The sequence below is a fragment of the Pseudonocardia xishanensis genome (genome assembly GCF_039541715.1).
Classification (GTDB): domain Bacteria; phylum Actinomycetota; class Actinomycetes; order Mycobacteriales; family Pseudonocardiaceae; genus Pseudonocardia; species Pseudonocardia xishanensis.
Genome location: NZ_BAABGT010000027.1, coordinates 108,064 through 131,973, shown reverse-complemented (window position 1 = coordinate 131,973; position 23,910 = coordinate 108,064). Strand labels below are relative to the sequence as shown.

The following is a 23,910-nucleotide window of genomic DNA, read 5'->3' as shown; positions in this document are numbered from 1 at the left end:
GAAGGACTCCCACCCCATGCTGCGCTTCATCGTGCGGCGGTTGATCCAGGTCGTCCCCACCCTCCTGCTGTTGTCCGTGCTGCTCTTCGCCTGGCTGCGTTCGCTGCCGGGCGGGCCCGCGGCGGCGCTGCTGGGGGACAAGGCCACCCCGGAGAAGATCGCCGAGCTCAACACCGTGCTCGGGCTCGACCAGCCGATCCCGTTGCAGTACATCCGTTTCCTCGGCCGCGCGGTCACCGGCGACTTCGGCAACTCGCTGATCACCGGTCAGCCGGTGCTCGTCGAGATCGGCCGGGCGCTGCCCGCCACCATCGAACTGGCGATCGCCGCGCTGCTCCTCTCGGTGCTGCTCGGCATCCCGCTCGGGTACCTCGCCGCGCGCTACCGCGGCCGCCCGCTGGACACCACCACCGTGATCGGGACGCTCGTGGGCGTCGCCGTCCCCGTGTTCTTCCTCGGCTACCTGCTCAAGCAGTGGTTCGCCGTGGACCTCGGGTGGTTCCCGCCGTCGGGCAGGCAGGCCGTCGACATCGACGCCACCCACGTCACCGGCTTCGCCGTGCTCGACGGGCTGATCACCCGGGAGTTCGACGCCTCCTGGGACGCGCTGGTCCACCTCGTGCTCCCGGCGATCGCGCTCGCCACCATCCCGCTCGCGGTGATCGTCCGGATCACCAGGGCCTCGGTGCTCGACGTCATGGGCTCCGACTTCGTCCGGACGGCCAACTCCAAGGGCCTGGCGCCCGGCACGGTCCGACGGCGGCACGTGCTGCGCAACGCGCTGCTCCCCGTCTCCACGACCATCGGCCTGCAGACCGGCCTGCTCCTCGCCGGCGCCGTGCTCACCGAGAAGGTGTTCGTCTGGGGCGGGCTCGGCACGCTGCTCGCGCAGGCCATCGAACGCCGCGACTATCCGCGGCTGCAGGCCGTGGTGCTGCTGGGTGCCCTGGTCTACGTGCTGGTCAACCTCCTCGTCGACCTCTCGTACGCGATCATCGACCCGAGGGTGAGGGTGCGATGACCTCGCTGCTGACCCGCAGGAGGACCCGGATCGACGAGCTCGGCGGGCGCTCCCTGACCGCCGACGCCCTGGCTCGCCTGCGCCGCAACCCGGTCGCGATCGTCGGGGCGGTGATCATCGGGCTGTTCGTGCTGATCTCGATCTTCGCCCCGCTGATCGCCCCGCACGACGCCGCGGCCGTCTTCCCCGAGCTGCAGCGCACGCTGCGGCCGGACTCCATCCCGGGCTCGATGCCCGGTTTCCCACTCGGCTCGGACCAGAACGGCCGGGACTTCTTCTCCCGGCTGATCCTCGCCTCCCGGCAGACGCTCATCGTCGGCGTGCTCGCCACGCTGATCGGGCTCGTGTTCGGGGTGCTCATCGGCGCGCTGGCCGGTGCGTTCGGCGGCTGGGTGGACACCGTGCTCATGCGCGTGACGGACGTGCTGCTGTCCATCCCGTCGCTGCTGCTCGCGATCTCCATCGCGGCGTTGGCGGCCCGGCCGAGCCAGACCACCGTCATCATCGCGGTCGCGCTGGTCAACGTGCCGATCTTCGCCCGGCTGCTGCGCGGCGCGATGCTCGCGCAGCGGGACTCCGACCACGTGCTCGCGGCGACGTCGCTGGGGGTGAAGCGGAACGCGATCGTGGTGCGGCACATGCTGCCCAATGCCCTCGGGCCGGTGATCGTGCAGGCCACGCTGACCCTCGCCACGTCCATCCTGGACGCCGCCGCGCTGTCCTTCCTCGGGCTGGGCGACGGCGACCCGGCCCGCGCCGAATGGGGGCTCATGCTCGCCAACGCCCAGTCCTACCTCGACGTCCGGCCCGCTCTGGCGTTCTACCCGGCGGTCGCGATCATCCTGGTCGCGCTCGGGTTCACGCTGCTCGGCGAGGCCATGCGCGAGGCGATCGACCCGAAGGGGCGCCGCTGATGAGCGAGCGTGCGAGCGAATCGTCGACACAGCGCCTGCGCGAAGCGCCGAGCCCGCGCAGCGGAGGAGAGCGATGAGCGCTCTCCTGGAGGTCGAGGACCTCAAGGTGGCCTTCACCCGGCGCGGCGAGCCGGACTCGGTCGCCGTCGACGGGGTGGGGTTCGACGTGGAGCCCGGCGAGATCGTCGGGCTGGTGGGGGAGTCCGGCTGCGGCAAGTCGGTCACCTCGCTGGCGATCATGCGGCTGCTGCCCGAGCGGGGCAACCGCGTGACCGGGTCCATCCGGATGGACGGGGCGGACCTGCTCGCGTTGTCCGACAAGGAGATGCGGGAGCGGCGGGGCAAGGACCTGTCGATGATCTTCCAGGACCCGCTGTCGTCGCTGAACCCGGTGATCCCGGTGGGGCTGCAGGTCACCGAGGTGCTGACCCGACACCGCGGTCTGCGCAAGGACGCCGCGCGCCGCGAGGCCGCGGACCTGCTGGACCGGGTCGGCATCCCGGACCCGAGGCGCCGCCTGGACTCCTATCCGCACCAGCTCTCCGGGGGCATGCGACAGCGCGCCCTGATCGCGATCGCGCTGGCCTGCACCCCGCGGCTGCTGATCGCGGACGAGCCGACCACGGCGCTGGACGTCACCATCCAGGCGCAGATCCTGGACCTGCTCAAGCAGCTGGTCGCGGAGACGGGGACGGCGCTGGTGATGATCACGCACGACCTCGGCGTCGTCGCCGGGCTGTGCGACCGGGTCAACGTGCTCTACGGCGGCCGGATCGTGGAGCGGGCGGAGCGGCACGAGCTGTTCCGCACGCCGCGGCACCCGTACACGCACGGGCTGCTCGGCTCGATCCCGCGGCTGGACGGGCCGCCCGGTGAGGAGCTCGCGGCGATCCGCGGCTCCGTGAACGACAACCTGCCCTGGACGGACGCGTGCGCGTTCGCGCCGCGCTGCCCCCGGGCGCTGGACGCCTGCACGGCCGGGACACCCCCGGTCGAGGAACGCGACGGCAGGCTCCTGCGCTGCCTCAACCCGGTCGGAGTGATGTCGTGAGCGAGCTCGCGAGCGAACCGTGGGCACAGCGTCCGAGCGCGGCGTCGAGTTCGCGCTGTGAGGGAGAACGATGAGTCTGCTGGAGGTCGAGGACCTCGCCGTCCACTTCCCGATCACGCAGGGTGTGCTCGTCAACCGGACCGTCGGGTACGTCTACGCGGTCGACGGCGTCTCGCTGACGATCGAGAAGGGCGAGACCTACGGGCTGGTCGGCGAGTCCGGCTGCGGCAAGTCGACGCTGGGACGGGCGATCCTCAAGCTGACCGAGCCCACGCGGGGTTCCGTCCGGTTCGACGGGCGGGACATCGCCGGGCTCAAGGGTGAGGAGCTGCGGAGGGCGCGGCGGCGGTTCCAGATGGTGTTCCAGGACCCGATGTCGTCGCTGGACCCGCGACAGTCCGTGGAGTCGCTGCTGCAGGAGGGCATGAAGGCGCACGGGCTGACCGGTGGGCATGCGCGGCTGCAGGAGCTGATGGACGCCGTCGGGCTGCCGAAGGGCGCGCTGCGCCGGTATCCGCACGAGTTCTCCGGCGGGCAGCGGCAGCGGATCGGGATCGCGCGGGCGCTCTGCGTGGACCCGGACCTGATCGTGGCCGACGAGCCCGTCTCGGCGCTGGACGTCTCGGTGCAGGCCCAGGTGCTCAACCTGCTGTCCCGGCTGCAGGCCGAGCTGGGGCTGACCTACCTGGTCATCGCGCACGACCTGGCCGTCGTCCGGCACGTCAGCGACCGGGTGGGCGTGATGTACCTGGGCGGGCTCGTGGAGGAGGCGCCCGCGGGCGATCTCTACACCGACCCGCAGCACCCGTACACGCGCGCGCTCATGTCCGCGGTGCCCCTGCCGGACCCGGAGATCGAGGACCGGCGGGAGCGGATCCTGCTCTCCGGCGACCTGCCGTCGCCCGCGGCTCCGCCCAGCGGGTGCCGGTTCCACACGCGGTGCCCGTGGAAGCAGCAGGACCGCTGTGCGTCGGAGCGGCCGGAGCTGCGGCAGCTGGAGGGCGCGGCGGCGGGGCACCGGGTGGCGTGCCACCACGCCGAGGCGATCCGGGACGGCCGGATCCAGCCGCACAAGGTCGAGGCCACGATGATCGACGAGGCCGCGGGACTGCCCGTCGGGGCGCCGGAGCACGCGGCGAGTGTGAACGAGATCCTCGGTCGCTGACGGCTCGCTTACGTGCACGTTTCGTGCCCTCGGTGCTGTCGGGACAGCACTGAGAGCACGGAAACGGTGATCTTGCCGCGCTGGGAGCACGAAACGTGCACGCGGGGGCGAGGTCGGGCGTCCGGTGCCTGCGGGGCCGCTCAGGCGGCGAGGGGGCAGGGTTCCTCGTGCTGCGCGGGCGCCGGCTCGCAGGTGCAGGCCGCCGCGTCGTCCCGCACGACCTTGCGCTTGGCCAGCAGGCCGATGACCAGGGCGGCGGGGACGGCGAGGGCCGCGCCGAACCACGGGTTGCCGGTCACCGCGGCGCCCAGGTAGCCGAGGCCGAGGAAGACCGTCGACCAGATCAGCGCGCCGACCGCGGAGGCGACCGCGACGATGCGCAGCCGCATCCGCAGCGCCCCGCACAGGATCGTCGCCGTGACCACGCCGAACGGGACGAAGTAGGACGGCGCGATCACCATCGGGCCGGAGGCGACGAGCCTGCCCTCGATCCACCGCACCGCCCGGGCCCCCGCCGGGTGCCGGGCGATCCGCGCGAGCAGGCGCGGCCCGGCGCTCCGGCCGAGGGCGTACTTGGCGAGGTCGCTGACCAGCGACCCGGCGGCCGCGGCCAGGATCGCGAAGGGCAGGATCAGTCCGCCCGATCCGGCGAAGGCGCCTCCTGTGAGCAGCACCGGTTCGGCCGGTGCGAACGGCACCGCGGACCAGAGCAACAGGAACGCGTACGCGGCGAGGGGGGCGACGGGCAGAGCCACGGCACCCGACGGTAGAGCATCGCCGTAACGGAAGTGTGACCTCCGCTGAGGAGACGCTGAGCGGCCGGGAAATCACGATGGGTGACCGGTCTCGCTCGGACGGACCCGTATCGCGGTGCGGTCCCGAGCCCTCCTGACGTCAGAACCCGCGCAGTTCCACGGCGGGTCACGTCGGGAAGGTCTGTGATGCGCGAGTGTCGGTCGGTTAGGTTGCTCCTCGCCACGTGGGGTGGCGGGGGAGGACCGGACGCGCGTGGAGCAGGAGGACGTGGCGGACGTCGTGCGCCGCGCGGCCGGCGGCGACGAGTCGGCGTGGCACCGGCTGGTCGAGGACTTCTCGTCGCTGGTCTGGTCGGTGGCGCTGCGCCAGGGCCTGGGCCGGGCGGACGCGGGCGAAGCCGTCCAGATGACGTTCCTGCGGCTCGTCGAGAACCTGGCCAAGCTGCGGGAGCCGGAGGCCCTCGGCGGCTGGTTGGCGACCACGGCACGGCGCGAGGCCTGGCGGGTGGCCCGCCGGGCGTCCAAGGAGCTGCCCACGGAGAACGCGCTCGACGCCGAGTCGACCGAGCCGAGCCCCGAGGAGCAGGCCGTGAGCACCGACCGGGCCCGCACGGTCCGGCGCGCCTTCGGCGAGCTCCCCGAGCGCTGCGCCCGGCTGCTGGAGCTGGTGGTGGTGCTCGCCCTGCCGTACACCCAGGTCGCGAGCATGCTGGACATGCCGATGGGCAGCATCGGCCCCACCCGGGCCCGCTGCCTGGAGCGGCTCCGGGCCCTGCTCCCCGAGGAGGTCGGTCATGACTGACGACGAGCTGGCCGCCGAGCTGGCCGCGGCCTTCCCCGACCTCCGCGCCCCGCGCGAGGTCACCGAGGCGGCCAAGGGGCTGTTCACCTGGCGGACGATCGACGCCGAGCTGGCGGCTCTGGTCGAGGACTCGCTCGTCGACGAGGAGCCCGCCCTCACCCGCGCCGCCGACCGGCTCCGGTCGGTGACGTTCGAGGGGGCGGACACGGCCGTCGTCCTCGAGATCGACGCCGGGGCCCGCCGGGCGGTCGGTCAGCTGGACCCCGCGTCCGCGGCGACGATCGAGCTGACCGGGAGCGATCCCCGCGTCACCGTGACCGCCGACGGGCTCGGCCGGTTCATCCTCCCGCTGCCCCCGGCAGGGACACCGCTGGCGCTGCGGCTGCAGCTGCCCGACGGTCGGGTCGTGGTGACGGGACCGCTGGCGGTGTGAGGTCCGCGGTCTCGGCCGCACCCACGCACACGAAGGCCGCCGCCACCGGGCGCAGGCCGGGATCGTCCGCGACGGCCCGCGCGACGGCGGCCAGTGCGGCGCTCGGGGCCGCCCCCGCCGCGAGCGACCGGTGCAGCTCGACCATCAGCTCCGCGGTCTCGCGGTCCGGTACCGGCAGGACCGGCGCCACGACCGAGCGGACGCCGCGGGCGAGCATCGCCGTCGTCGTCCCCAGGAGCTCGTCGCCGGTCAGCACGGTGGGCCTGCCCGCGTCGCAGGCCGGGAGCACGACGGTCGGCGGCGCCCCGACCGCGCTCTCCAGCTCGTACATCGTGAGCGACCGGTCGGCCAGCTCCAGCGCCGAGAACAGCGGGCTGTCGGAGCGGTAGTGACCGTGCGCGGCGACGTGCACGAGATCGGCGTCGCCGAAGGCGGCCAGCACGGCATCGACGGTCGCCGCGGGGCCGGTCAGCGTCCGGGCGCCGGGGTGCAGGCCCGCCAGCGCCCGCACCTCGGCCGTCGCGCCGGGCAGCCCGGGGCCCGCCACCAGCAGGACCGACCCCGCGGGCCGGTGCGGCCGACGACGGCGGTGCCACAGGTCCGCGCTGGGAGCCACGACGAGCCGCCGCCCGTAGAGCGGCGGCAGCGCGGCCCACGGCAGGTCGTGCAGGATCCCGGCGGGGACGACGACGAGATCGCCGTCGGCGTCCAGCCCGAGTGGGGCGATCAGCAGGTCGCCCAGGCGCCCGGCCGCGGCGTCGCCGCCCGCGCGTCGCCCGGCGAGCCGACGTCGGTGCCCGGCGAGGAGGAACGCGAGCTCCCGCTCCATCGGCTCGACGGCACCCAGGTCGACGAGCCGGGCGGAGGTCCTGGTCACCACCACGGCGTGCACGCGGCGCTCCAGCACCGCGAACTCGACCAAGGTGCCGGTCAGCGCGGCGCGGGCGGCGGCGACGTCGAGTCCCGGTGCCGCACCGCCCCCGGCCCCGCCGGAGCGGAGGGTGCGCGTCTTGATCTCCGCCTCCAACGCCGCGACCCGCGTCCCGCCTCCCGCGGCGGCCCGCTCCGCGTGCAGGGCGATCAGGGCCGCGGTGAGGTCGTCGTCGGAGGGCGGGGCGATCGGCGGGAGCCGCAGGGCCCCGGCCCGTCCGCGTTCCGCCCATCGCAGGACCTCGAGCGGCCGCCCGTCGGCGAGTGCGAGGCGCAGGCCCAGCCGGGCGAGCTCGTGGGCCTGGACCGCCGCTCCGGCCCGCAGCTCGGCGGCCGTGAGCGCGGCGCGGTGGTCCTCGACCAGGGCCAGCCCGCGGCGCAGCGCCCGCTTCGCGCCGGAGCGGTCGCCGTCGGCCAGCCGCAGCAGGGCGCGCGCGTGCCAGCCCGCGGTGCGGACGTCGACGCCGCCGCGACCCCGCAGCCCGGCGACGGAGGCGAGCTGCCTGCGCGCGGACCGGACGTCGCCCGCCGCTGTCGCGAGCCGTCCGAGCAGGGCGCGGGCGTGGGCCGCCTCGGTCGGCCAGCCGCCGTCGTCGAGCCTGCGGACCACGTCCCGGGCCCGCCGCACCAGGGCCGGATCGGGCAGCCGCTCCTCCTCGGTGGCCAGGACCTCGGCCCGGATCTCGACGTAGCGGGCCAGCGCGACCCAGGGCCGTCGGCCGTCCCGGCGGAAGCCGTCCGCGGCACGCGCCGCCTCGGCCATGGCCTCCCGCGCGTCCCCGCAGTGCAGGTGCGCCTGGGCGAGGAGCAGCCGGATCTCGGTCTCGTGCGACCGGTCGACCTCCGCGGCGCCGGGGCGGAGGGCGTCGAGGGCCGCGGCGCGGGCGTCCCGGGCGAGCCCCGCGTGCAGCAGCAGCTCGCAGTGGTCGGCGACGAGCACGGCCACCTGCCGCGGCGGGTCGCCGACGGCCCGGTACGCCGCCCGGGCACGGTCGAAGGCGGCGAGGCCGGCGGGGATCGCGAACCGCCGCCCCTCGGTGAAGCCGAGGTTGTGCGCCGCCATCGCGGAGAGCAGGCCGTGGCCGAGCTCCGCGGCGAGCGACTCGGACCGGGCCAGGTCGGAGACGGCGCGGTCGAAGCGGCCCTGGTAGGCGAGCAGGGTCCCGCGGTTGAGCAGCGTGCGGGCGAGCCCGGGCCGGTCGCCCTCCCGGTCGAGCAGGGGTACGACCCGGTCGAACACGACCAGGGCGTCGTCGAGCCGTCCGGTGCGCTGCAGGTGGACGGCCCAGAGCGGCTCGACGTACCGCAGAGCGGCCGCGGGCGGGTCGCGGCGTGCGAGGCCGATCTCCCGGCGGGCTCCCGCCGCGTCGCCGACGGCCAGCAGCGACATCGCCAGGCTCGCCCGTGCCGCCGCGGTCGTCACGGCGTCTCCGTCCCGCACCGCGGCGCGGTAGTGCGCCACGGCGGCGCCCGCGTGGCCGAGCTCGTGCAGGGCGAGTCCGTGCACCCATTCGGCCGCGGCCCGGACTGTGGCATCCGGCGGCGCGGCCTCGATGACCGCCGCACTGCGCGCGCGGACGCTCTCCGGATCCCGGTGCCGCAGCTCGGCGAGGGTCCGCAGCGCGGTAACGGTCGGCTCGTCCACCGCCGAGCAGCTTGCCAGGACGGCGGTGCATCAGGGAGTCCTTCCGCCGACTCTCCTCACTCAGGACGACGAACGGGAGCACGATGACGACACCTGCGGGCGAGGCGCGGGGCTGGGCGGACCGAGTGCGGTTCACCCCCGGCGCGGAGGGCGTGGCCTACCGGCCGCGCGAGCTGATCCTGCTGACCGGCGACGGGGAGCAGGTCGAACGAGCGCGCGGCATCATGGCCTCCCGCGAGCGGCAGGACTCCGAGAGCCTGCGGTTCAGCGACGGCGTGCGCGCCAACGAGGGAGCCGTGATCGTGCGGGCCTTCGGCGTCGAGGACCCCGAGGTGGTCGTCGAGCTGCTGCGGTCGTCCGGGATCCCGGCACAGCTGAACCACGTCCTGTTCGCCCACTGCGACGGTGGTTGCTGCGAGCCGCACCCCGCCGCGGCGGGCGGGGTCGCGGGATCGCCGGTCTACGCGACCCCGGTCTACGCCACCCCCGTCTACGCCACTCCGGTGTACGCGACCCCGGTGTACGCCACGCCCGTCTACGCGACCCCGGTGTACGCGACCGGCGCCGAGAAGGCGACCGGGGTGCGTCGCACCAGCGCTCGTTGCGTGTCGGAGGCCGACGCGAAGGCCGTGCGGGACGTGCTGCAGGGGGCCGCGGCGACCAAGGCCGCTGCGGAGGCCGATGTCGTGATCATCGACACCGGGAAGCCGAGCCCCGACCACGACTCGGGCGTGCTCGGGGTGCCGAACGGGCTGAGCACCGGCGCGGACGTGCCCGACGCCGACGGCAACGACCGCGTCGACCCGTGTGCGAGCCACGGCCGCTTCATCGAGGGCATCGTGCGCCGGATCGCGCCGCGGGCCCGGGTGGCCGTCATCCGCGCCATCCACCCGGAGGGCGACGGGGACGAGGGGGACATCGCCGAGATCATCAGCGCGCTGCCCGCGCCCCCGGCCCGCGGCGGGGTGCTGAACCTGTCCTTCGGCGGCTACGTGCCGGACACCACCGACGGGCTGGCGCTGGCCGCCGCCATCGCCGGGGCGCGGAGCCGAGGCTGGACGGTGGTCGCCTCCGCAGGCAACGACGCCACCTGCCGTCGGACCTACCCGGCCGCACTGCCCGGAGTGATCTCCGTGGGCGCGATCGGCCCGCACGGTCCGGCACCGTTCACCAACTACGGGCCGTGGGTCCGGGCGTGTGCGCCGGGCGTCGACCTGGTCAGCACGTTCCTGGACAGGTTCGACGCGGACACCGAGATGGGGGAGCTCACCGGGTGGGCCCGGTGGAGCGGCACCTCGTTCTCGGCTCCGGTCGTGGCGGGCGTCCTGATCCAGGAAGCACTGTCCCGGGACATCTCGGTGACCGACGCCGTCGCCCGGGTGATCGACGCGGAGGGGCTGCTGCGGCTGCACAACCTGGGCACGGTGGTGAACAGGCTGTAGGAATTCTCCGTGGATCTCACAGGGACGAGACGAGCGCTGCACGGGATCGCCGAGCTGGTGCTCGCGGGGCCGCAGTACCGGGCGGCCGGGACCATCCGGCTGCGGGTGGTGCCGGGTGGGTTCGGGCAGGTCGCGGGGCCCTTGCGGGTGGAGGGCGCGGACCTGGTGTGGGACGGGGGCCGGGCGGCGCTCACCGGGACGGTGCGCGAGCTCGCCGCCCGCGCCGGGGTGGAGCCCGGGGTGCCGGAGGGGGTGTACCCCGACCACTCGGGCGTCTCCCCGGCCGACGAGATCGTCGTCGACCGGGAGGCCACCGGCCTGCTCCTCGACTGGTTCGGCACCGGGGAGCGGGCGTTGCGCGGCTTCGCGCGCGAGAGCGAGCCCGTGCTGTGGCCCGAGCACTTCGATCTCGCGATCGCGAAGGACGAGGTCACCTACGGCGTCTCACCCGGCGATGCCGAGCACGAGCAGCCGTACGCCTACGTCAGCCCGTGGGAGCCGCGCCGCGGTGCGTTCTGGAACGCCCGCTTCGGCGCGGTCCACGAGCTCACCGACGAGCGGAGCCTGCGCGGGTTCTTCCAGGAGGGCAGGTCCGCTGCTAGCGCAGCGCGCGGTTGATCGCCGAGACGAGGGCCTTGAAGGACGCCGCGACGATCGAGAAGTCGATGCCGACGCCCCAGAGGACGGTGTCCTCGACCGCGCACTCGACGTAGGCCGCGGCGCGGGCGTCGTCGCCCCCGCCCATGGCGTGCTCGTGGTAGTCGAGGACGCGGACGTCGAACCCGATGCCCGCCAGCGCGTCCACGAACGCCGCGAGGGGGCCGTTTCCGCTGCCGCTGATCTCGTGCAGGTCGTTCTCCACCCGCACGGTCGCGACGATCTCGTCCCGGCCCTCGCCGTCGCTGGTCAGCCGGTGGCGGATCAGCTTGAGCGGGGTCTCGCGGGTGAGGTACTCGTTCTCGAAGACGTCCCGCATCTCCTTGGGCGAGACCTCGCCGCCCTCGGAGTCGGTGACCTCCTGGACGACCTTCGAGAACTCCATCTGGAGCCGCCGCGGCAGGTCCAGCGAGTGCTCGGTCTTCATGATGTAGGCGACGCCGCCCTTGCCGGACTGGCTGTTCACCCGGATCACGGCCTCGTACGTGCGGCCGATGTCCTTCGGGTCGACCGGCAGGTACGGCACCTCCCACGGGTGCTCGTCGACGCTGTGGCCCGCGGCCTCGGCGTCCGCCTGCATCGCGTCGAAGCCCTTGTTGATCGCGTCCTGGTGCGAGCCCGAGAAGGCCGTGTAGACCAGGTCGCCGCCCCACGGGTGGCGCTCGGCCACGGGCAGCTGGTTGCAGTACTCGACGGTGCGGCGGATCTCGTCGATGTCCGAGAAGTCGATCTGCGGGTCGATGCCCTGGGTGAACAGGTTCATGCCCAGGGTGACCAGGTCGACGTTGCCGGTGCGCTCGCCGTTGCCGAACAGGCAGCCCTCGATGCGGTCCGCGCCAGCCTGGTAGCCCAGCTCGGCGGCGGCGACGCCGGTGCCGCGGTCGTTGTGCGGGTGCAGGCTCAGCAGGATCCCGTCCCGCCGGGCCAGGTTGCGGTGCATCCACTCGATGCTGTCCGCGTAGACGTTCGGCGTGGCCATCTCGACGGTCGCGGGCAGGTTGACGATCATCGGCCGCTCCGGCGTGGGCTGCCAGATCGCGGAGACCGCGTTGACGACCTCGACGGCGTACTCCAGCTCGGTGCCGGTGTAGGACTCGGGCGAGTACTCGAAGCGCCAGTCGGTGTCCGGGTACTTCTCGCTGATCTGCTGGACCAGCTCGGCGCCGTCCGTGGCGATCTTGGTGATGCCCGCGCGGTCCTGCCGGAACACGACGCGACGCTGCAGCACCGACGTGGAGTTGTAGAGGTGGACGATCGCGCTGTGGGCGCCCTCGCAGGCCTCGAAGGTCCGCTCGATCAGCTCGGGGCGGGCCTGGGTCAGCACCTGGATGCGGACGTCGCTCGGGATCGCGTCCTGCTCGATGATCTCGCGGACGAAGTCGAAGTCCGTCTGCGACGCGGCCGGGAAGCCGACCTCGATCTCCTTGTAGCCCATGCGCACCAGCAGGTCGAACATGCGGCGCTTGCGGGTGGGGCTCATCGGGTCGATCAGGGCCTGGTTGCCGTCACGCAGGTCGACCGCGCACCACAGCGGGGCCTTCGTGATGCGGGTGTCCGGCCAGGTGCGGTCCGGCAGCGATACGGGCTCGACCAGCTCGTGGAACGGCTTGTAGCGGCCGAAGGGCATATGGCTGCCCTTCTGCGTGTTCCACGGCGCCTGGTCGGCGGGCGCGGCCACGGAGGGCTTGCGGATCTTGGAGTTCGACGAGGCGGTGTACGCGTCGGGGGAGAGGGACATCGCGGGTGGCTCCTAAGCCGAGTCTGCTGTCGTGACCGAGAGAGACCGGCGCACGCCAGAACCCGCGACGAGGGGCCGGTCGGTCAGACCCCGCCGCGGCGACGAAGGAGCAGGCGTGCCACGCCGACGACTGTAACCCCACCACCCCCGTCCGTGGCAACCGGTCGCCACTCGTTCGGGCCGGCGCGGCGTCCGGTGCCGAGGCCCGAGCGGTGCCATACTCCCCGGTAACTCGTGTCGGGGAGGATCACAATGGCAGTCGGAACGGGTGTGCGTCGCGGAGCTGGCCTGCTGGCGACGGTGCTGAGCTGGATCGGGCGGCTGATCGTGGCCATCCTCGTCGTCCACATCGTGCTGACCCTGTTGGACGCGAACCCGGCCAACGCCCTCACGATGCTCGTCGCGGACCTCGCGACCTACTTCAACCTCGGCCTGGACAACCTGTTCCTGCCCGCCGAGCCCAAGCTCGCCGTCACCCTGAACTACGGCACGGCCGCGATCATCTGGCTGATCATCACCGCCGTCGTGGTGCGGCTGGTCCGCCGGATCGGCTGATCCGGACCACCCCTTCGGCGAGTCCGGGCAGGGTCGACCACGGGTCGAGAGTGCCGGCGTCAGATCGCGTACGGCCACACGGCCAGGGCGTAGCCGCCGAACCAGGCGCTCGCCGACACCGCGGCGACCAGCACGGACACCCGGGTCTCGACGCGTAGTCGGGCCAGCGCCAGCGCAGGCACCGCGAGCAGGGTGACGGCCGGGACGAGCAGGCGCGCCTTGGACGACATCAGCCCGTCGCTGCCCAGGTCCATGACCAGGACACCCGCCGCGAAGACGACGAGCGGCCACGGCAGCAGGCCCCGCACCGCCTCCCGCACGGCGACGACCAGCAGGGCCAGTGCGCCGAGGAGCACCGCGACCGTCGTCACGCCCATGATCGACGGGGCGCGACCCAGCGCGTCGGCGGCGTAGCCGAGGGTGGCCCGCCCGCCGTCGAACGCGGAGCCCCAGCCGCGGGCCTGCAGGGCGAACCAGCCGGTGGGCGACCCGGACCGCAGCGCGACGAACCCGACGTAGCCTGCGAGCCCCGCGCAGGCGAGCAGGGCCCCGCCCCAGGCGCGACGGCTCCCGTGCAGAACCGCCGCGCCGACCACCGCGACGACCAACGCCGCCGCGGTCGGCCGGACCACGCCCGCCAGCGCCGTCAGCACCCCGGCGAGCAGCCAGTTCTCCCGCAGCACCGCCACCAGGGCCCAGACCGTGCAGGCGCAGAACAGGGCCTCCGAGTAGGCCATCGAGAACACGACGCCCATCGGCATCGCCGCGACCAGCACGACCAGCACCAGCCCGGCCCGTCGCGACCCGCCGGGGACGAGCTCGCCGAGCCGGGCCAGACCGTGCGCGGCGACGACGCCGGCGAGCAGCGTCGTCAGGAGGGCGCCGGGGAGCGGGGCGAGGCCGGTCAGCAGTCGGACCAGGGCCACCGCCCCGGGGTAGCCGGGGAAGAAGGCGAGCGGGGTCTCGGCGGAGCGGTGGCCGAAGGCGTCGACCAGGTCGGCCGGGACGCCGTCGTACCCGCCGGTGGCCAGGGCGAGGAACCACTGCCCGTCCCAGGACCCGAGCTCGGCGGGCAGGGTGGTGCCCCGGGCCGTCGCGACCATCGCCAGCACGGCCAGCCCGACCGCGCGCACCCCGAGGTACAGCCCGGTCGGCAGCAGCGCCGAGCCGACCGCCGCCCGGCTCGGGAGCGTCACGATCATCGGTTCATGATCGCGGAGCCCGCCGCCGAGCGCGCCCCCTCCCACCCGTCGGAGTGGTTCTCGCGCGATGCCCGGCACGCCGACGGCGTAAACGTGGCGTCGGCCTCTGTGGGATCGGTCAAACAGGTTAACTCCGCAGCTCGGGACCGGTAGCCTCGACTTCCGACCACAGAGAACCAAAGGCTGTAGGAGGTCGGAGTGGCCCTCGTCGTGCAGAAGTACGGCGGATCGTCGGTCGAGAGCGCGGAGCGGATCAAGAAGGTCGCGGAGCGCATCGTCCGAACCCGCAAGGAGGGTCACGACGTCGTCGTGGTCGTGTCCGCCATGGGCGACACCACGGACGAGCTCACCGACCTCGCCGAGCAGGTCTCCACCGGCGCCCCGCCGCCGCGGGAGATGGACATGCTGCTCACCGCGGGCGAGCGGATCTCGAACGCGCTCGTCGCGATGGCGATCCACTCCCTGGGCGCCGAGGCGCGGTCGTTCACCGGCTCGCAGGCCGGGATGCTCACCACGAGCAAGCACGGGGACGCCCGCATCGTCGAGGTGAACCCCTACCGGCTGCAGAACGCGCTGGCCGAGGGCCAGATCGTGCTGGTCGCGGGCTTCCAGGGGATGAGCGAGGACTCGAAGGACATCACCACGCTCGGCCGCGGCGGCTCGGACACGACCGCCGTCGCGCTGGCCGCGGCGCTGAACGCGGACGTCTGCGAGATCTACACGGACGTCGACGGCATCTACTCGGCCGACCCCCGCATCGCGCCCAGGGCCCGCAGGCTGGACACGGTGACCTACGAGGAGATGCTCGAGATGGCGGCGTGCGGCGCGAAGGTGCTGCACCTGCGCGCGGTCGAGTACGCCCGGCGCTACAACGTCCCGCTGCGCGTCCGCAGCAGCTACAACGACAAGCCCGGCACGCTCGTCGCCGGCTCGATCGAGGAGATTCCGTTGGAGAACCCCATCATCACCGGGGTCGCGCACGACCGGTCCGAGGGCAAGGTCACCGTCACGGGCGTGCCGGACACCCCCGGCATGGCCGCCCGGATCTTCCGTGTCGTGGCCGATGCCGAGATCAACATCGACATGGTGCTGCAGAACATCTCCAACGCCGCGGACAAGAAGACCGACATCACCTTCACGCTGCCGCGGGCGGACGGGCCCGCCGCCGTCGCCGCGCTGGAGCGCTCGAAGGAGCAGATCGGCTACTCCGAGCTGATCTACGACAACGAGGTCGGCAAGGTCTCCCTGGTCGGCGCGGGCATGCGCAACCACCCGGGCGTCACCGCGAAGTTCTGCGAGGCGCTGTCCGACGCCGGGATCAACATCGAGACCATGAACACCTCCGAGATCCGCATCTCGGTGATCTGCCGGTCGGACCAGCTGGACGCCGCGGTGCAGGCGCTGCACGCCGCGTTCGAGCTGGACTCCGAGGAAGAGGCCGTCGTCGCGGCCGGGACGGGACGGTAATGGCTCCGGTACTCGCGATCGTCGGCGCCACGGGTGCCGTCGGCACCACCATGATCGAGATCATCAACGCCCGCCCCGAGGTCCCGTGGGGCGAGATCCGGCCCGTCGCGTCGGCCCGGAGCGCGGGCAGGGTCCTGCGGATCCGCGGCGAGGACGTCACGGTGCAGCTGCTCGCGCCCGAGGTGTTCGACGGTGTGGACATCGCCCTGTTCGACGTCCCGGACGAGATCTCCGCCGAGTGGGCCCCGATCGCGGTCTCCCGCGGCGCGGTCGCGGTGGACAACTCCGGCGCGTTCAGGATGGACCCGGACGTGCCGCTGGTGGTCCCCGAGGTCAACGCCGCGAACGCGTCGGATCGGCCGAAGGGGATCATCGCGAACCCCAACTGCACCACGCTGTCCATGATGGCGGCGATGGGCGCACTGCACCGCGAGTTCGGGCTCGAGGCGCTGGTCGTGGCCTCGTACCAGGCCGCGTCCGGCGCGGGGCAGCCCGGCATCGACCGGCTGCAGGCCGAGCTGTCCGCGGTGGCGGGTCGCGGGGTGGGCTCGGTCTCGGGAGACGTCGCGGCGGCCGTCGCGGACCTCGGAGACGACTCGCCGTTCCCCGCGCCGTTGGCGCTGAACGTGGTGCCGTGGGCGGGCTCGCTCAAGGACGACGGTTGGTCGTCCGAGGAGCTCAAGGTGCGCAACGAGTCCCGCAAGATCCTGGGCATCCCGGACCTGCGCGTGAGCGCGACCTGTGTCCGTGTCCCGGTGGTCACCACGCACGCGCTGTCGGTCCACGCGACCTTCGCCCGCGAGGTCACCGTCGAGGCGGCGCACAAGGTGCTCTCCGAGCAGCCGACCATCGTGCTGGACGACGACCCGGCCGCCGGGGTGTGGCCGACCCCCGCCGCCGTCGTCGGGCAGGACCCGACGCACGTCGGGCGGGTCCGGCAGGCGCTGGACTTCCCGAACACCCTCGAGCTGTTCGTCTGCGGCGACAACCTGCGCAAGGGCGCCGCGCTGAACACCTACGAGATCGCGGAGACCATAGCCGGCGAGTTCTAACCGGGGTTCTCACGCCGGGGTTCTCCACGAACGGCACTTTCGTGCGGTAGGTCCGCACGAAAGTGCCGTTCGTGCATGTCCGGGGCGTGTCCGGGGGCGTGTCGGGGAGTGAGCTTCCACCCAGCCGAGCGTCGGGCCTTCCCGGGACCGGCCGTCGTCCGGGAAGGTGGACCGGTGAGCTACGAGGAGTTGCTGAAGCGCTACGAGGCAGGCGGCGGCCGCCTCGCCGCCGCGAACGCCGAAGGGCTGGCAGTCCCGCCCGCGCTGCACACCGCCGTCGTCACCTGCATGGACTCCCGGATCGACGTCTTCGCGTTGTTCGGGATGAAGATGGGCGAGGTGCACGTGCTGCGGAACGCGGGCGGTGTCGTGACCGACGACGTGATCCGGTCGCTGTCGATCAGCCAGCGCAAGCTGCACACCCGCGACGTGCTCCTGGTGCAGCACAGCGGTTGTGGCCTCGCCACGTTCACCGACGACGACTTCACCGAGTCGCTCGCCGAGGAGACCGGGATGCGGCCGTCCTGGCGTACGCACGCCTTCCGGGACGTCGCGACCAGTGTGCGTCGCGACCTCGCGCAGCTGCGTCACGATCCCTTCCTGCACCCCGAGACGCGGGTCCGAGGGTTCGTCCTCGACATCGAGTCGTTCGTCCTCGACGAGATCTTCGTCGGCGACGGCTCGGACGAGGCGGCCGCCGCGGAGCCCGCGCGGGCCTGAGCGGGCCGCCGGGCTCGACGGCTCACCGGCGGAAGCCGCCCGCCATGGGCTCGGCGGGCATGCGAGCGTCTCCGCCGAAGAGCTTCTCGCGGAAGGTGCCGAGGGCGTACTCGGTCTTGTAGCGGCCACGCTGCTGCAGCACCGGGATCACCATGTCGATGACGTTCTCGTGGGCCACGATCCGGGCGACGTTCAAGCCCGTCGAGGTCGGTCTCGTCCATCCAGCGGCACAGCTCGTCCGCGATCCGGGTGGGGCTGCCGATCATCGCCATGGTGGCGCCGCACAGGGCCTTCTCCTCCAGCACCTGGCGCAGCGTCCACCGGTTGCGGGTGAACATCTGGCCCATCAGGACCACCTGGGCGAGGCGATGGGCCGCGGGCAGTACGCGCGGCGGGCGGCGAAGGTGCCGTCCGCGCCGGTCAACACCACCGAGGACCTGCGCGACGACCCCCGGATCGCGGCCCGGCAGATGCGCCGGGAGACCCGCAACCGCGAGCTGGGCACGATCCACACCGTCGGGAACCCGATCAAGGTGGCCAGCTCGCTCGTCGGCGGCGAGGCCACGCTGCCCGGTCTCGGCGAGCACACCGACGAGGTGCTCGCCGCCCGGCTGGGCCTGGACGCCGCGGCGATCGCGGACCTGCGAGACGCGAAGGTGGTCAACTGATGCCCCTCCCCCACTCCTCCGATCCGCGGGTCGCCCCGGTCGAGGACCCGGAGCCCGAGGTCGCGGACCTGCTGGCCAAGACCATGAGCGACGACGACGGCGTGCCGCTGTCGATCTTCCGGACCATGGCCCGGCACCCGCGGATGATGAAGCGGTTCAACGTCCTCGGCGGCTTCTTCCTCACTCGCGGCGACCTGCCCGCCCGGGAGCGCGAGCTCTGCATCCTGCGCACCGCGTACCGCTCCGGGAGCGAGTACGAGTGGGCCCAGCACGTGCTGATCGGTCGGGACGCCGGGCTCACCGACGACGAGATCGAGCGCGTGGCTCTCGGCGGCGACTGGCCCGAGGCGGACGCCGCGCTGCTCCGGCTGACCGACGAGGTGCTGGACCACACCGACGTGTCGGACACGACCTGGTGGGAGCTGGCCGAGCACTACACGGACGCCCAGCTGTGCGAGCTGGTGCTGCTGGTCGGCTTCTACCGGATGACGGCGGGCTTCCTGAACGCCGCAGGCGTCGTGAAGGAGGACAGCCTGCCGAGCTGGCCCGCTACAGGCGGATAGTCGTCAGGATCGCCCGGTGGTCGCTCCCGGGCAGGTCCAGGACCTCGAAGGACTCCGCGGTGCCGGTGCTGGAGAAGACGTGGTCGATCTCCGTGCCCAGCCAGCGGGGGGTGGAGGTGGGCCAGGTGGCGGTGAGCGCCGAGCCCCGCTGGGACGCTGCGTCCCCGCAGTCCGCCATCGCCTCGCGCAGCACCGAGTGATCCAGGGTGGCGTTGAAGTCACCGGCCACGACCGTGGGGCGTCCGGTGCGGCACCAGTCGCCCGCGCCGGCGAGGTCCACCCGCCACTGCGCGACCGAGCCCGCGGTGGGAGCCACGGAGTGGAAGGCCACGAAGGTCAGCTCGCCCATCCGGCCACCGGACACCTCGACGTAGGGGAAGGGCGAGTCGGCGGAGATCTGCCCGACGCGGAAGTCCACGTCCCCGAACCGGGGCGAGACCAGCGCGATCACCCCGTTGACGTCCTGGGAGCGCTGGCCGACGGAGGCCTTGCTCACGTACCCGAGGTCCTCGACCAGCGGCTGCAGCCGCTGGCGGTAGCGCTCGCCCGCCTCCGGCAGCGCGACCACGTCCGGACGCTCGGTCCGGATCGTCTCCGCCAGCGCGTCGACGTCCGCGTCCCCGGTGTAGACGTTGAACGACAACACCTTCAGCGTCTCGCCGCCCGTCGGGGCCGGGTCGGCGACCATCCGCGGCGCCAGCATCGAGACGCCGAGCGCCAACACCACGAGCATCGCCACGGGGAACGGCCAGGCGCGGCGCATCCCCACCGTGACCAGCGCGAGCACCACGACCATCACGGCCACCGCCACCACCAGGACCGGCCGGAAGGCGATCAGCTGGGTGAACGGGCTCCAGCGGTCGAGACCGAACCAGAGATCCGGCACGAGGAACACCGACACCACGAGGGCGAACGCGATCGCGCCGACGATGCGCCCCGCCACGCCACGGCGGCGCGGGCGCCCCGCGGACGGCGGGACGACCGGGATGCGCTCGGTGGGCGGCTCGATCATCGACGGCCTCGCCCCGGATACAGGGCGGGTCCGCTCATCGGGTCGGCGTTCATCGCCTCTCAGTGTGCCCGAGCGAGGGGGGCGCCCGGCCGATTCACTCAGCGTGGCTTCAGGGAGCGCAGGACGTCGGATGGCCGGTGCACCACGGGGTGATGCCCGGCAGGGCGCCGCGGTGTGCGGCCACCCCACGCGGTCCGGCACGCCGGGCCCCTGCAGCGGCAGAGCCGCCACCCGCGCCCGCCGGTCGATGTGGCGGAACCAGCCGAGCGCACGGGTACAGAGCCGCACTGGCCGTCGAACACCAGCAGGCCGGACTCGGAGACCGCCATGAACCCCGGTGTGCGAGGGTGATCCGCGTGCTGCCCCTCCCCGTCCGGTAGCGCGGGCCGCTGCTCAGGATGCCGACCACGTCGAGAGGAGCCCGTCGTGCTGACGACCGAGGACCGTGCCCTGTTGGAGCGCCCGCTGCACGGCTACCTGACCGTCGCGCCCGCCGAGGGACGCAGGCCCGTCACCCGCCCGGTCTGGTTCGGGCTCACCCCGGCGGGCGTCGAGGTGTTCACGATGGCCGGGGCGCCCAAGCTGGACCGGGTCCGGGCCGACCCCTGGGCGTCGCTGGTCGTGGCCGCGCCCGAGGGTGAGACCGAGCGGTGGGTCGCGGTGTCCGGCGGAGTCACGGTGCACGACGACGGCGCCGACGAGCTGGCCCGCAGGCTCGCGGGTGAGTACTGGGACCTGGCGGACCCCGAGAGCGCCGCCGCGCTGGACGCCATGCTCGCCGCGGATCTCGTCCGGCTGGTCATCCACCCCGACGACGTCCGCCGCGGCGCCTAGAGTCGCCGCATGAGCGACGTGACCCTCTGGCACAACCCCCGCTGCACCAAGTCGCGCCAGGCCCTCGCCCTGCTGGAGGAGGAGGGGGTGGACACCGAGGTGGTGCGCTACCTCGACACCCCGCCGGACCGGGCGGGCCTGGAGGCGGTGCTGGCGAAGCTCGGCGTCGAGGATCCGCGCGCGATCGTGCGGAAGGGTGAGAAGGTCTACCGGGAGCTCGGGCTCGCCGACGCCGACCGGGACGCCCTGCTGGACGCCATGGTGGCCCACCCGATCCTCATCGAGCGGCCCATCGTGATCAAGGGCGACCGCGCGGTCGTCGGACGCCCGACCGAGGCGGTGCTGGAGCTTCTCTAGAGGTGGGCCGGGGTCGCCGTCAGCGGCGCCCGGACCCGGAGCATGCCGCCCGCGATCTCGGCGGTGGGGCGCAGGCCCGCGCGGCGCAGCAGCTTGGTGACCTTCATGTTCTGGGTGTGGGTGGTCGCCGTGAGCTCTCCGACGCCGAGCTCGGCGGCCAGGTCGGCCGCGCGCCGGACCAGGGCGGTGCCCAGGCCCCGCTCCTGCCAGGCGTCCTCGACGATCACGGCGAACGCGGCGGCCGAGGCCCCGGTCCGCTCGACGTCCACCATCCCGACCGCACTGCCCCCGTCCACGGTCAGGGCCAGCACGGTCCGCGGGGTGCCGGTCAGCCGCTCCAGCTCCTCCGGCTCCAGCCGCGGCGCGGCGGAGAGGAACCGGGCGCTGCGGCTCTCGGGGGAGCAGCGGGCGTGCATGGCGGCGATCAGCGGCACGTCCGCGGGGGTGGCCAGGCGCAGCCGGACCTCGGACCCGTCCCGCAGCAACAGGATCGGGTCGATGCGGCCCGCCGACGACGGTCGCGGACCGGTCATCGACAGCTGGGCCGACAATTCGAGCAGGGCCGCGGCGCGGGAGAGCTCGGTCGCGGTGAAGGCCCACGCCCGACCGAGGTACACCTGCGCCGCACCGACGCGCAGCGTGTGCACGTGCCCGTCGGGAGCCGCCGTGCCGGGCTCGACGATCCGGGCCCGCAGCAACGTGGCGACGGCCTGCGGCGCGCTGCCGGGATCGGCCGCGACCATCCGGGCCAGGGCGAGCGCGGTGGTGGCCGTGTCCGCCAGCTCGGTGGCGTCCGCCCGGACGAGCAGGGTGCACGGGATGCCCGCCTGCTCGACCGAGGCGACCATGCTCGCGGGCTCGACCGACTCGGGGATCTTGACCAGGAGCTCGTCGGTCACCGATCCGTCGTCCGCCGGTTCCCCCACCACGTGCAGTGACAGGATGTTGCACCCGGAGCGGCCGACCGCCGTGGCCAGCTCACCGAGCCGACCGGGTCGATCCTCCAGCTCCACGTGCACGCGCCACAGCGCCACGGTGACCGCCTCCTCGCAGACTCACCCCCATCGTGTCCGCACCGCGTTACGAGATCGCTACGCGGCGATGACGCCTAGATGCTGGCCGGTGTGATCCGCACCGTGGCCCGGCGGGCGAAGTCGATCTCGGTGGCCACGTGGCGCAGGGTCTCGGCCACGACGAGCGAGCCGTGGCCCGCGTCGAACCGGGCGACCTCGTAGGGCAGGTCCGCCCGGGCGGCCAGCGCGTCCAGATAGTTGTCGATCTGCCGGATCGGGCACCGCGGGTCGTTCTCCCCGGCCAGGACCAGCACCGGGGCGCGGACGCGGTCGACGTAGGTCAGCGGCGACGCGACCCGGTAGGTCTCCGGCACCTCCTCCGGCGAGCCCCCGAACAGCGCCCGGTCGAAGGACCGCAGCTGCTCCATCTCGTCCTCGTACGCGGCGACGTAGTCCGCGACCGGGACCCCGCCGATCACCGCGGCCCAGCGCTCCGGCTGGGTCCCGGCGGCGAGCAGGGCGAGGTAGCCGCCCCAGGACCAGCCCTCCACCACGCACCGCGCCGGGTCGGCCAGCCCGGAGCCGACGACGGCCTCCTGCACCGCGGCGACGTCCGCCAGCTCGGTGAGCCCCGGCCTGCCCTCGATGGCGTCCCGCCAGGCCGAGCCGTAGCCCGTCGAGCCGCGGTAGTTGACCTCGACCACGACGAACCCGGCCTCCACCCAGGCGGCCCGGGCGGGGGAGAAGCGGTCCTCGTCCGCGGCGTGCGGGCCGCCGTGCAGGGTGAACACGGTCGGGAACGGGCCCGTCCCCTCGGGCGTCGCGACGAGGGCGTGCACGTCGCCGACCCAGAGGTCCTCGACCGGGACGGAGTCCGGCGCGGGCTCCCCGAGCTGCACCAGCACGTCGTCACCCGCCCCGGACAGCGCGCGCACCGCGGACGGGTGCGCCGCCGACGACGCCGTGTACTCCAGCGTGCCGTCCGGCCGGACGTCCGCGGAGCCGATGCAGCCCGGCGCGGTCGGCAGCTCCGTGAGCTCGGCCGTGCCCAGGTCGTAGCGGTACAGCCGGGTGCGGGCCGCGTGGGTGTGCCAGATCAGCACGGCGGAGGCGTCCGGGTAGAAGTCCGCGTCCAGCTCGCCGGGCAGGTCGAGGTCGAGCTCGGTCTCGGTGTCCGCGGCGACGTCCCAGAGCAGCAGCTCCTCACGCCCGCGCCGCTCGTGCCCGACGAGCAGCCGCTGGTCCCCGCGGACCGGCGAGAACGCGATCGGGCTCAGCCCCTTGCCCGGCCCGTCCCACTTCTCGGCGACGGTCTCCCCGGACACGGTGAGCACACGCAGCGCGGGATGGCGCGAGTCGCCGTGCTCGGAATGGCTGATCGCGACCAGCGTCTCGTCCTCGGACAGCCCGCCGACGCCCGCGTCCTCGCTGTTCTTGTAGAGGATCTCGGCGGCGGCGCCGCGTTCCGCGATCCAGACGGTCGTCCCGTCGTCGGTCGAGGTGCCGACGACGACCCGCTCCCGGCCGATGTCCAGGCCCGCCGGGTAGCCGTCCTCGACGTCCGGCAGCGGGCGGGTCTGCGCGCCGCCCGCCCAGGGCTGGGCGACCCAGTGGCCGAACTCGTCCCCGTCGGTGTCGGCGAACCACCAGACGGTCTCGCCGTCCGGCGGCAGGGTGGCGTGGTAGGTGCCCGCGGGCCGGTCGGTCAGCTGCCGGTGTTCGTCGGTGGCGCGGTCCCAGAGGTGGATCTGCGTGGTGCCGCTGAGGTTCGAGCTGTAGACGCAGCGGTCCGGCGCGTCGAGCGCCCAGGCGGGCCGAGACATCCGCACCGCGGTGAACCGGGCCCGCCAGCGCTGCTCGCGCTCGTCCGCGAAGAGGGACTCGGGCACGGGTGCTGCGGGGTGCGTACTCACC

24 protein-coding genes are annotated in these 23,910 nt (G+C 73.5%); 16 read left to right on the top strand and 8 right to left on the bottom strand.

Features of this window, described 5'->3' with window-relative positions:
- Positions 1 to 16: 16 nt before the first annotated feature.
- From ABD993_RS10280 to ABD993_RS10265, 4 genes are all read left to right on the top strand, one after another.
- Positions 17 to 1,021: an ABC transporter permease gene (locus tag ABD993_RS10280; RefSeq protein WP_345415088.1), complete on the top strand. Its 1,005-nt coding sequence runs from the start codon at positions 17 to 19 to the stop codon at positions 1,019 to 1,021.
- Positions 1,018 to 1,935, top strand: coding sequence for an ABC transporter permease (locus ABD993_RS10275; protein WP_345415086.1), 918 nt, complete (start codon positions 1,018 to 1,020; stop codon positions 1,933 to 1,935). Before ABD993_RS10280 ends, ABD993_RS10275 begins: the two co-directional genes overlap by 4 nt.
- A gap of 73 nt (positions 1,936 to 2,008) precedes the next feature.
- Complete coding sequence (locus ABD993_RS10270; protein ID WP_345415084.1) at positions 2,009 to 2,986, top strand: ABC transporter ATP-binding protein; 978 nt, start codon at positions 2,009 to 2,011, stop codon at positions 2,984 to 2,986.
- Positions 2,987 to 3,056: 70 nt separating this feature from the next.
- Positions 3,057 to 4,151 carry an ABC transporter ATP-binding protein gene (locus tag ABD993_RS10265; RefSeq protein WP_345415082.1) on the top strand — a complete coding sequence of 365 codons (1,095 nt, stop codon included), beginning with the start codon at positions 3,057 to 3,059 and terminating at the stop codon, positions 4,149 to 4,151.
- 140 nt (positions 4,152 to 4,291) lie between these two features.
- On the opposite strand, the gene ABD993_RS10260 is transcribed toward ABD993_RS10265, so the two are convergent.
- On the bottom strand, positions 4,292 to 4,906 hold the full coding sequence (locus ABD993_RS10260) for a DedA family protein (protein WP_345415080.1): 615 nt from the start codon (positions 4,904 to 4,906) through the stop codon (positions 4,292 to 4,294).
- 253 nt (positions 4,907 to 5,159) lie between these two features.
- Here ABD993_RS10260 and ABD993_RS10255 point away from each other — a divergent pair, with 253 nt between their 5' ends.
- Positions 5,160 to 5,708: an RNA polymerase sigma factor gene (locus ABD993_RS10255; protein ID WP_345415078.1), complete on the top strand. Its 549-nt coding sequence runs from the start codon at positions 5,160 to 5,162 to the stop codon at positions 5,706 to 5,708.
- Positions 5,701 to 6,141 (top strand): hypothetical protein, encoded by a 441-nt coding sequence (locus ABD993_RS10250; protein ID WP_345415074.1) that lies wholly within the window; start codon positions 5,701 to 5,703, stop codon positions 6,139 to 6,141. Before ABD993_RS10255 ends, ABD993_RS10250 begins: the two co-directional genes overlap by 8 nt.
- Here ABD993_RS10250 and ABD993_RS10245 read toward each other — a convergent pair.
- On the bottom strand, positions 6,047 to 8,716 hold the full coding sequence (locus ABD993_RS10245) for a CHAT domain-containing protein (protein WP_345415072.1): 2,670 nt from the start codon (positions 8,714 to 8,716) through the stop codon (positions 6,047 to 6,049). The two genes, ABD993_RS10250 and ABD993_RS10245, sit on opposite strands and share 95 nt — an antisense overlap.
- 83 nt (positions 8,717 to 8,799) lie before the next feature.
- On the opposite strand from ABD993_RS10245, the gene ABD993_RS10240 reads away from it, so the two are divergent.
- Together ABD993_RS10240 and ABD993_RS10235 are read left to right on the top strand one after the other, a co-directional pair.
- Entirely contained in the window at positions 8,800 to 10,158 is a 1,359-nt protein-coding gene (locus ABD993_RS10240) for a S8 family serine peptidase (protein ID WP_345415070.1), read from the top strand.
- Positions 10,159 to 10,167: 9 nt separating this feature from the next.
- Positions 10,168 to 10,776: a hypothetical protein gene (locus tag ABD993_RS10235; RefSeq protein ID WP_345415068.1), complete on the top strand. Its 609-nt coding sequence runs from the start codon at positions 10,168 to 10,170 to the stop codon at positions 10,774 to 10,776.
- On the opposite strand, the gene leuA is transcribed toward ABD993_RS10235, so the two are convergent.
- Positions 10,757 to 12,553, bottom strand: a complete 1,797-nt coding sequence (gene leuA, locus ABD993_RS10230; RefSeq protein WP_345415066.1) for a 2-isopropylmalate synthase — start codon at positions 12,551 to 12,553, stop codon at positions 10,757 to 10,759. The two genes, ABD993_RS10235 and leuA, sit on opposite strands and share 20 nt — an antisense overlap.
- Positions 12,554 to 12,805: 252 nt before the next feature.
- Between leuA and ABD993_RS10225 the strand changes: the two genes are divergently transcribed.
- On the top strand, positions 12,806 to 13,108 hold the full coding sequence (locus tag ABD993_RS10225) for a hypothetical protein (protein ID WP_345415064.1): 303 nt from the start codon (positions 12,806 to 12,808) through the stop codon (positions 13,106 to 13,108).
- Positions 13,109 to 13,167: 59 nt separating this feature from the next.
- On the opposite strand, the gene ABD993_RS10220 is transcribed toward ABD993_RS10225, so the two are convergent.
- A complete protein-coding gene (locus ABD993_RS10220) occupies positions 13,168 to 14,310 on the bottom strand; it encodes a hypothetical protein (protein WP_345415062.1) in 1,143 nt (380 codons plus the stop codon).
- A gap of 198 nt (positions 14,311 to 14,508) precedes the next feature.
- Between ABD993_RS10220 and ABD993_RS10215 the strand changes: the two genes are divergently transcribed.
- From ABD993_RS10215 to ABD993_RS10205, 3 genes are all read left to right on the top strand, one after another.
- Positions 14,509 to 15,777: an aspartate kinase gene (locus tag ABD993_RS10215; protein WP_345415060.1), complete on the top strand. Its 1,269-nt coding sequence runs from the start codon at positions 14,509 to 14,511 to the stop codon at positions 15,775 to 15,777.
- Positions 15,777 to 16,829, top strand: coding sequence for an aspartate-semialdehyde dehydrogenase (locus tag ABD993_RS10210; RefSeq protein ID WP_345415058.1), 1,053 nt, complete (start codon positions 15,777 to 15,779; stop codon positions 16,827 to 16,829). Before ABD993_RS10215 ends, ABD993_RS10210 begins: the two co-directional genes overlap by 1 nt.
- A 174-nt stretch (positions 16,830 to 17,003) precedes the next feature.
- Complete coding sequence (locus ABD993_RS10205; protein WP_345415056.1) at positions 17,004 to 17,549, top strand: beta-class carbonic anhydrase; 546 nt, start codon at positions 17,004 to 17,006, stop codon at positions 17,547 to 17,549.
- A gap of 22 nt (positions 17,550 to 17,571) precedes the next feature.
- Here ABD993_RS10205 and ABD993_RS10200 read toward each other — a convergent pair whose 3' ends face one another.
- On the bottom strand, positions 17,572 to 17,703 hold the full coding sequence (locus ABD993_RS10200; protein ID WP_345415054.1) for a hypothetical protein: 132 nt from the start codon (positions 17,701 to 17,703) through the stop codon (positions 17,572 to 17,574).
- A gap of 4 nt (positions 17,704 to 17,707) precedes the next feature.
- Here ABD993_RS10200 and ABD993_RS10195 point away from each other — a divergent pair, with 4 nt between their 5' ends.
- Both ABD993_RS10195 and ABD993_RS10190 read left to right on the top strand, forming a co-directional pair.
- A complete protein-coding gene (locus tag ABD993_RS10195) occupies positions 17,708 to 18,217 on the top strand; it encodes a CoA transferase (RefSeq protein ID WP_345415052.1) in 510 nt (169 codons plus the stop codon).
- Positions 18,217 to 18,780, top strand: coding sequence for a carboxymuconolactone decarboxylase family protein (locus ABD993_RS10190; RefSeq protein WP_345415050.1), 564 nt, complete (start codon positions 18,217 to 18,219; stop codon positions 18,778 to 18,780). Before ABD993_RS10195 ends, ABD993_RS10190 begins: the two co-directional genes overlap by 1 nt.
- Here ABD993_RS10190 and ABD993_RS10185 read toward each other — a convergent pair.
- A complete protein-coding gene (locus ABD993_RS10185; protein ID WP_345415048.1) occupies positions 18,767 to 19,792 on the bottom strand; it encodes an endonuclease/exonuclease/phosphatase family protein in 1,026 nt (341 codons plus the stop codon). The genes ABD993_RS10190 and ABD993_RS10185 overlap by 14 nt on opposite strands.
- A 426-nt stretch (positions 19,793 to 20,218) precedes the next feature.
- Here ABD993_RS10185 and ABD993_RS10180 point away from each other — a divergent pair, with 426 nt between their 5' ends.
- Positions 20,219 to 20,626, top strand: coding sequence for a pyridoxamine 5'-phosphate oxidase family protein (locus ABD993_RS10180; RefSeq protein WP_345415046.1), 408 nt, complete (start codon positions 20,219 to 20,221; stop codon positions 20,624 to 20,626).
- A gap of 9 nt (positions 20,627 to 20,635) precedes the next feature.
- Entirely contained in the window at positions 20,636 to 20,983 is a 348-nt protein-coding gene (gene arsC / locus ABD993_RS10175) for an arsenate reductase (glutaredoxin) (RefSeq protein ID WP_345415044.1), read from the top strand.
- Here arsC and ABD993_RS10170 read toward each other — a convergent pair.
- Both ABD993_RS10170 and ABD993_RS10165 read right to left on the bottom strand, forming a co-directional pair.
- Positions 20,980 to 22,017, bottom strand: a complete 1,038-nt coding sequence (locus tag ABD993_RS10170) for a GNAT family N-acetyltransferase (protein ID WP_345415042.1) — start codon at positions 22,015 to 22,017, stop codon at positions 20,980 to 20,982. The genes arsC and ABD993_RS10170 overlap by 4 nt on opposite strands.
- A 74-nt stretch (positions 22,018 to 22,091) precedes the next feature.
- Entirely contained in the window at positions 22,092 to 23,909 is a 1,818-nt protein-coding gene (locus ABD993_RS10165) for a S9 family peptidase (protein WP_345415040.1), read from the bottom strand.
- Position 23,910: the final 1 nt, after the last annotated feature.

Bases quoted from the DNA above. Each gene is read 5' to 3' on its own strand.
- ABD993_RS10280 (WP_345415088.1), top strand. From the start codon at position 17: ATGCTGCGCTTCATCGTGCGGCGGTTGATCCAGGTCGTCCCCACCCTC.
- ABD993_RS10275 (WP_345415086.1), top strand. From the start codon at position 1,018: ATGACCTCGCTGCTGACCCGCAGGAGGACCCGGATCGACGAGCTCGGC.
- ABD993_RS10270 (WP_345415084.1), top strand. From the start codon at position 2,009: ATGAGCGCTCTCCTGGAGGTCGAGGACCTCAAGGTGGCCTTCACCCGG.
- ABD993_RS10265 (WP_345415082.1), top strand. From the start codon at position 3,057: ATGAGTCTGCTGGAGGTCGAGGACCTCGCCGTCCACTTCCCGATCACG.
- ABD993_RS10250 (WP_345415074.1), top strand. From the start codon at position 5,701: ATGACTGACGACGAGCTGGCCGCCGAGCTGGCCGCGGCCTTCCCCGAC.
- ABD993_RS10240 (WP_345415070.1), top strand. From the start codon at position 8,800: ATGACGACACCTGCGGGCGAGGCGCGGGGCTGGGCGGACCGAGTGCGG.
- leuA (WP_345415066.1), bottom strand. From the start codon at position 12,553: ATGTCCCTCTCCCCCGACGCGTACACCGCCTCGTCGAACTCCAAGATC.
- ABD993_RS10225 (WP_345415064.1), top strand. From the start codon at position 12,806: ATGGCAGTCGGAACGGGTGTGCGTCGCGGAGCTGGCCTGCTGGCGACG.
- ABD993_RS10220 (WP_345415062.1), bottom strand. From the start codon at position 14,310: ATGATCGTGACGCTCCCGAGCCGGGCGGCGGTCGGCTCGGCGCTGCTG.
- ABD993_RS10210 (WP_345415058.1), top strand. From the start codon at position 15,777: ATGGCTCCGGTACTCGCGATCGTCGGCGCCACGGGTGCCGTCGGCACC.
- ABD993_RS10200 (WP_345415054.1), bottom strand. From the start codon at position 17,703: ATGGTGATCCCGGTGCTGCAGCAGCGTGGCCGCTACAAGACCGAGTAC.
- ABD993_RS10195 (WP_345415052.1), top strand. From the start codon at position 17,708: ATGACGTTCTCGTGGGCCACGATCCGGGCGACGTTCAAGCCCGTCGAG.
- ABD993_RS10190 (WP_345415050.1), top strand. From the start codon at position 18,217: ATGCCCCTCCCCCACTCCTCCGATCCGCGGGTCGCCCCGGTCGAGGAC.
- ABD993_RS10185 (WP_345415048.1), bottom strand. From the start codon at position 19,792: ATGATCGAGCCGCCCACCGAGCGCATCCCGGTCGTCCCGCCGTCCGCG.
- arsC (WP_345415044.1), top strand. From the start codon at position 20,636: ATGAGCGACGTGACCCTCTGGCACAACCCCCGCTGCACCAAGTCGCGC.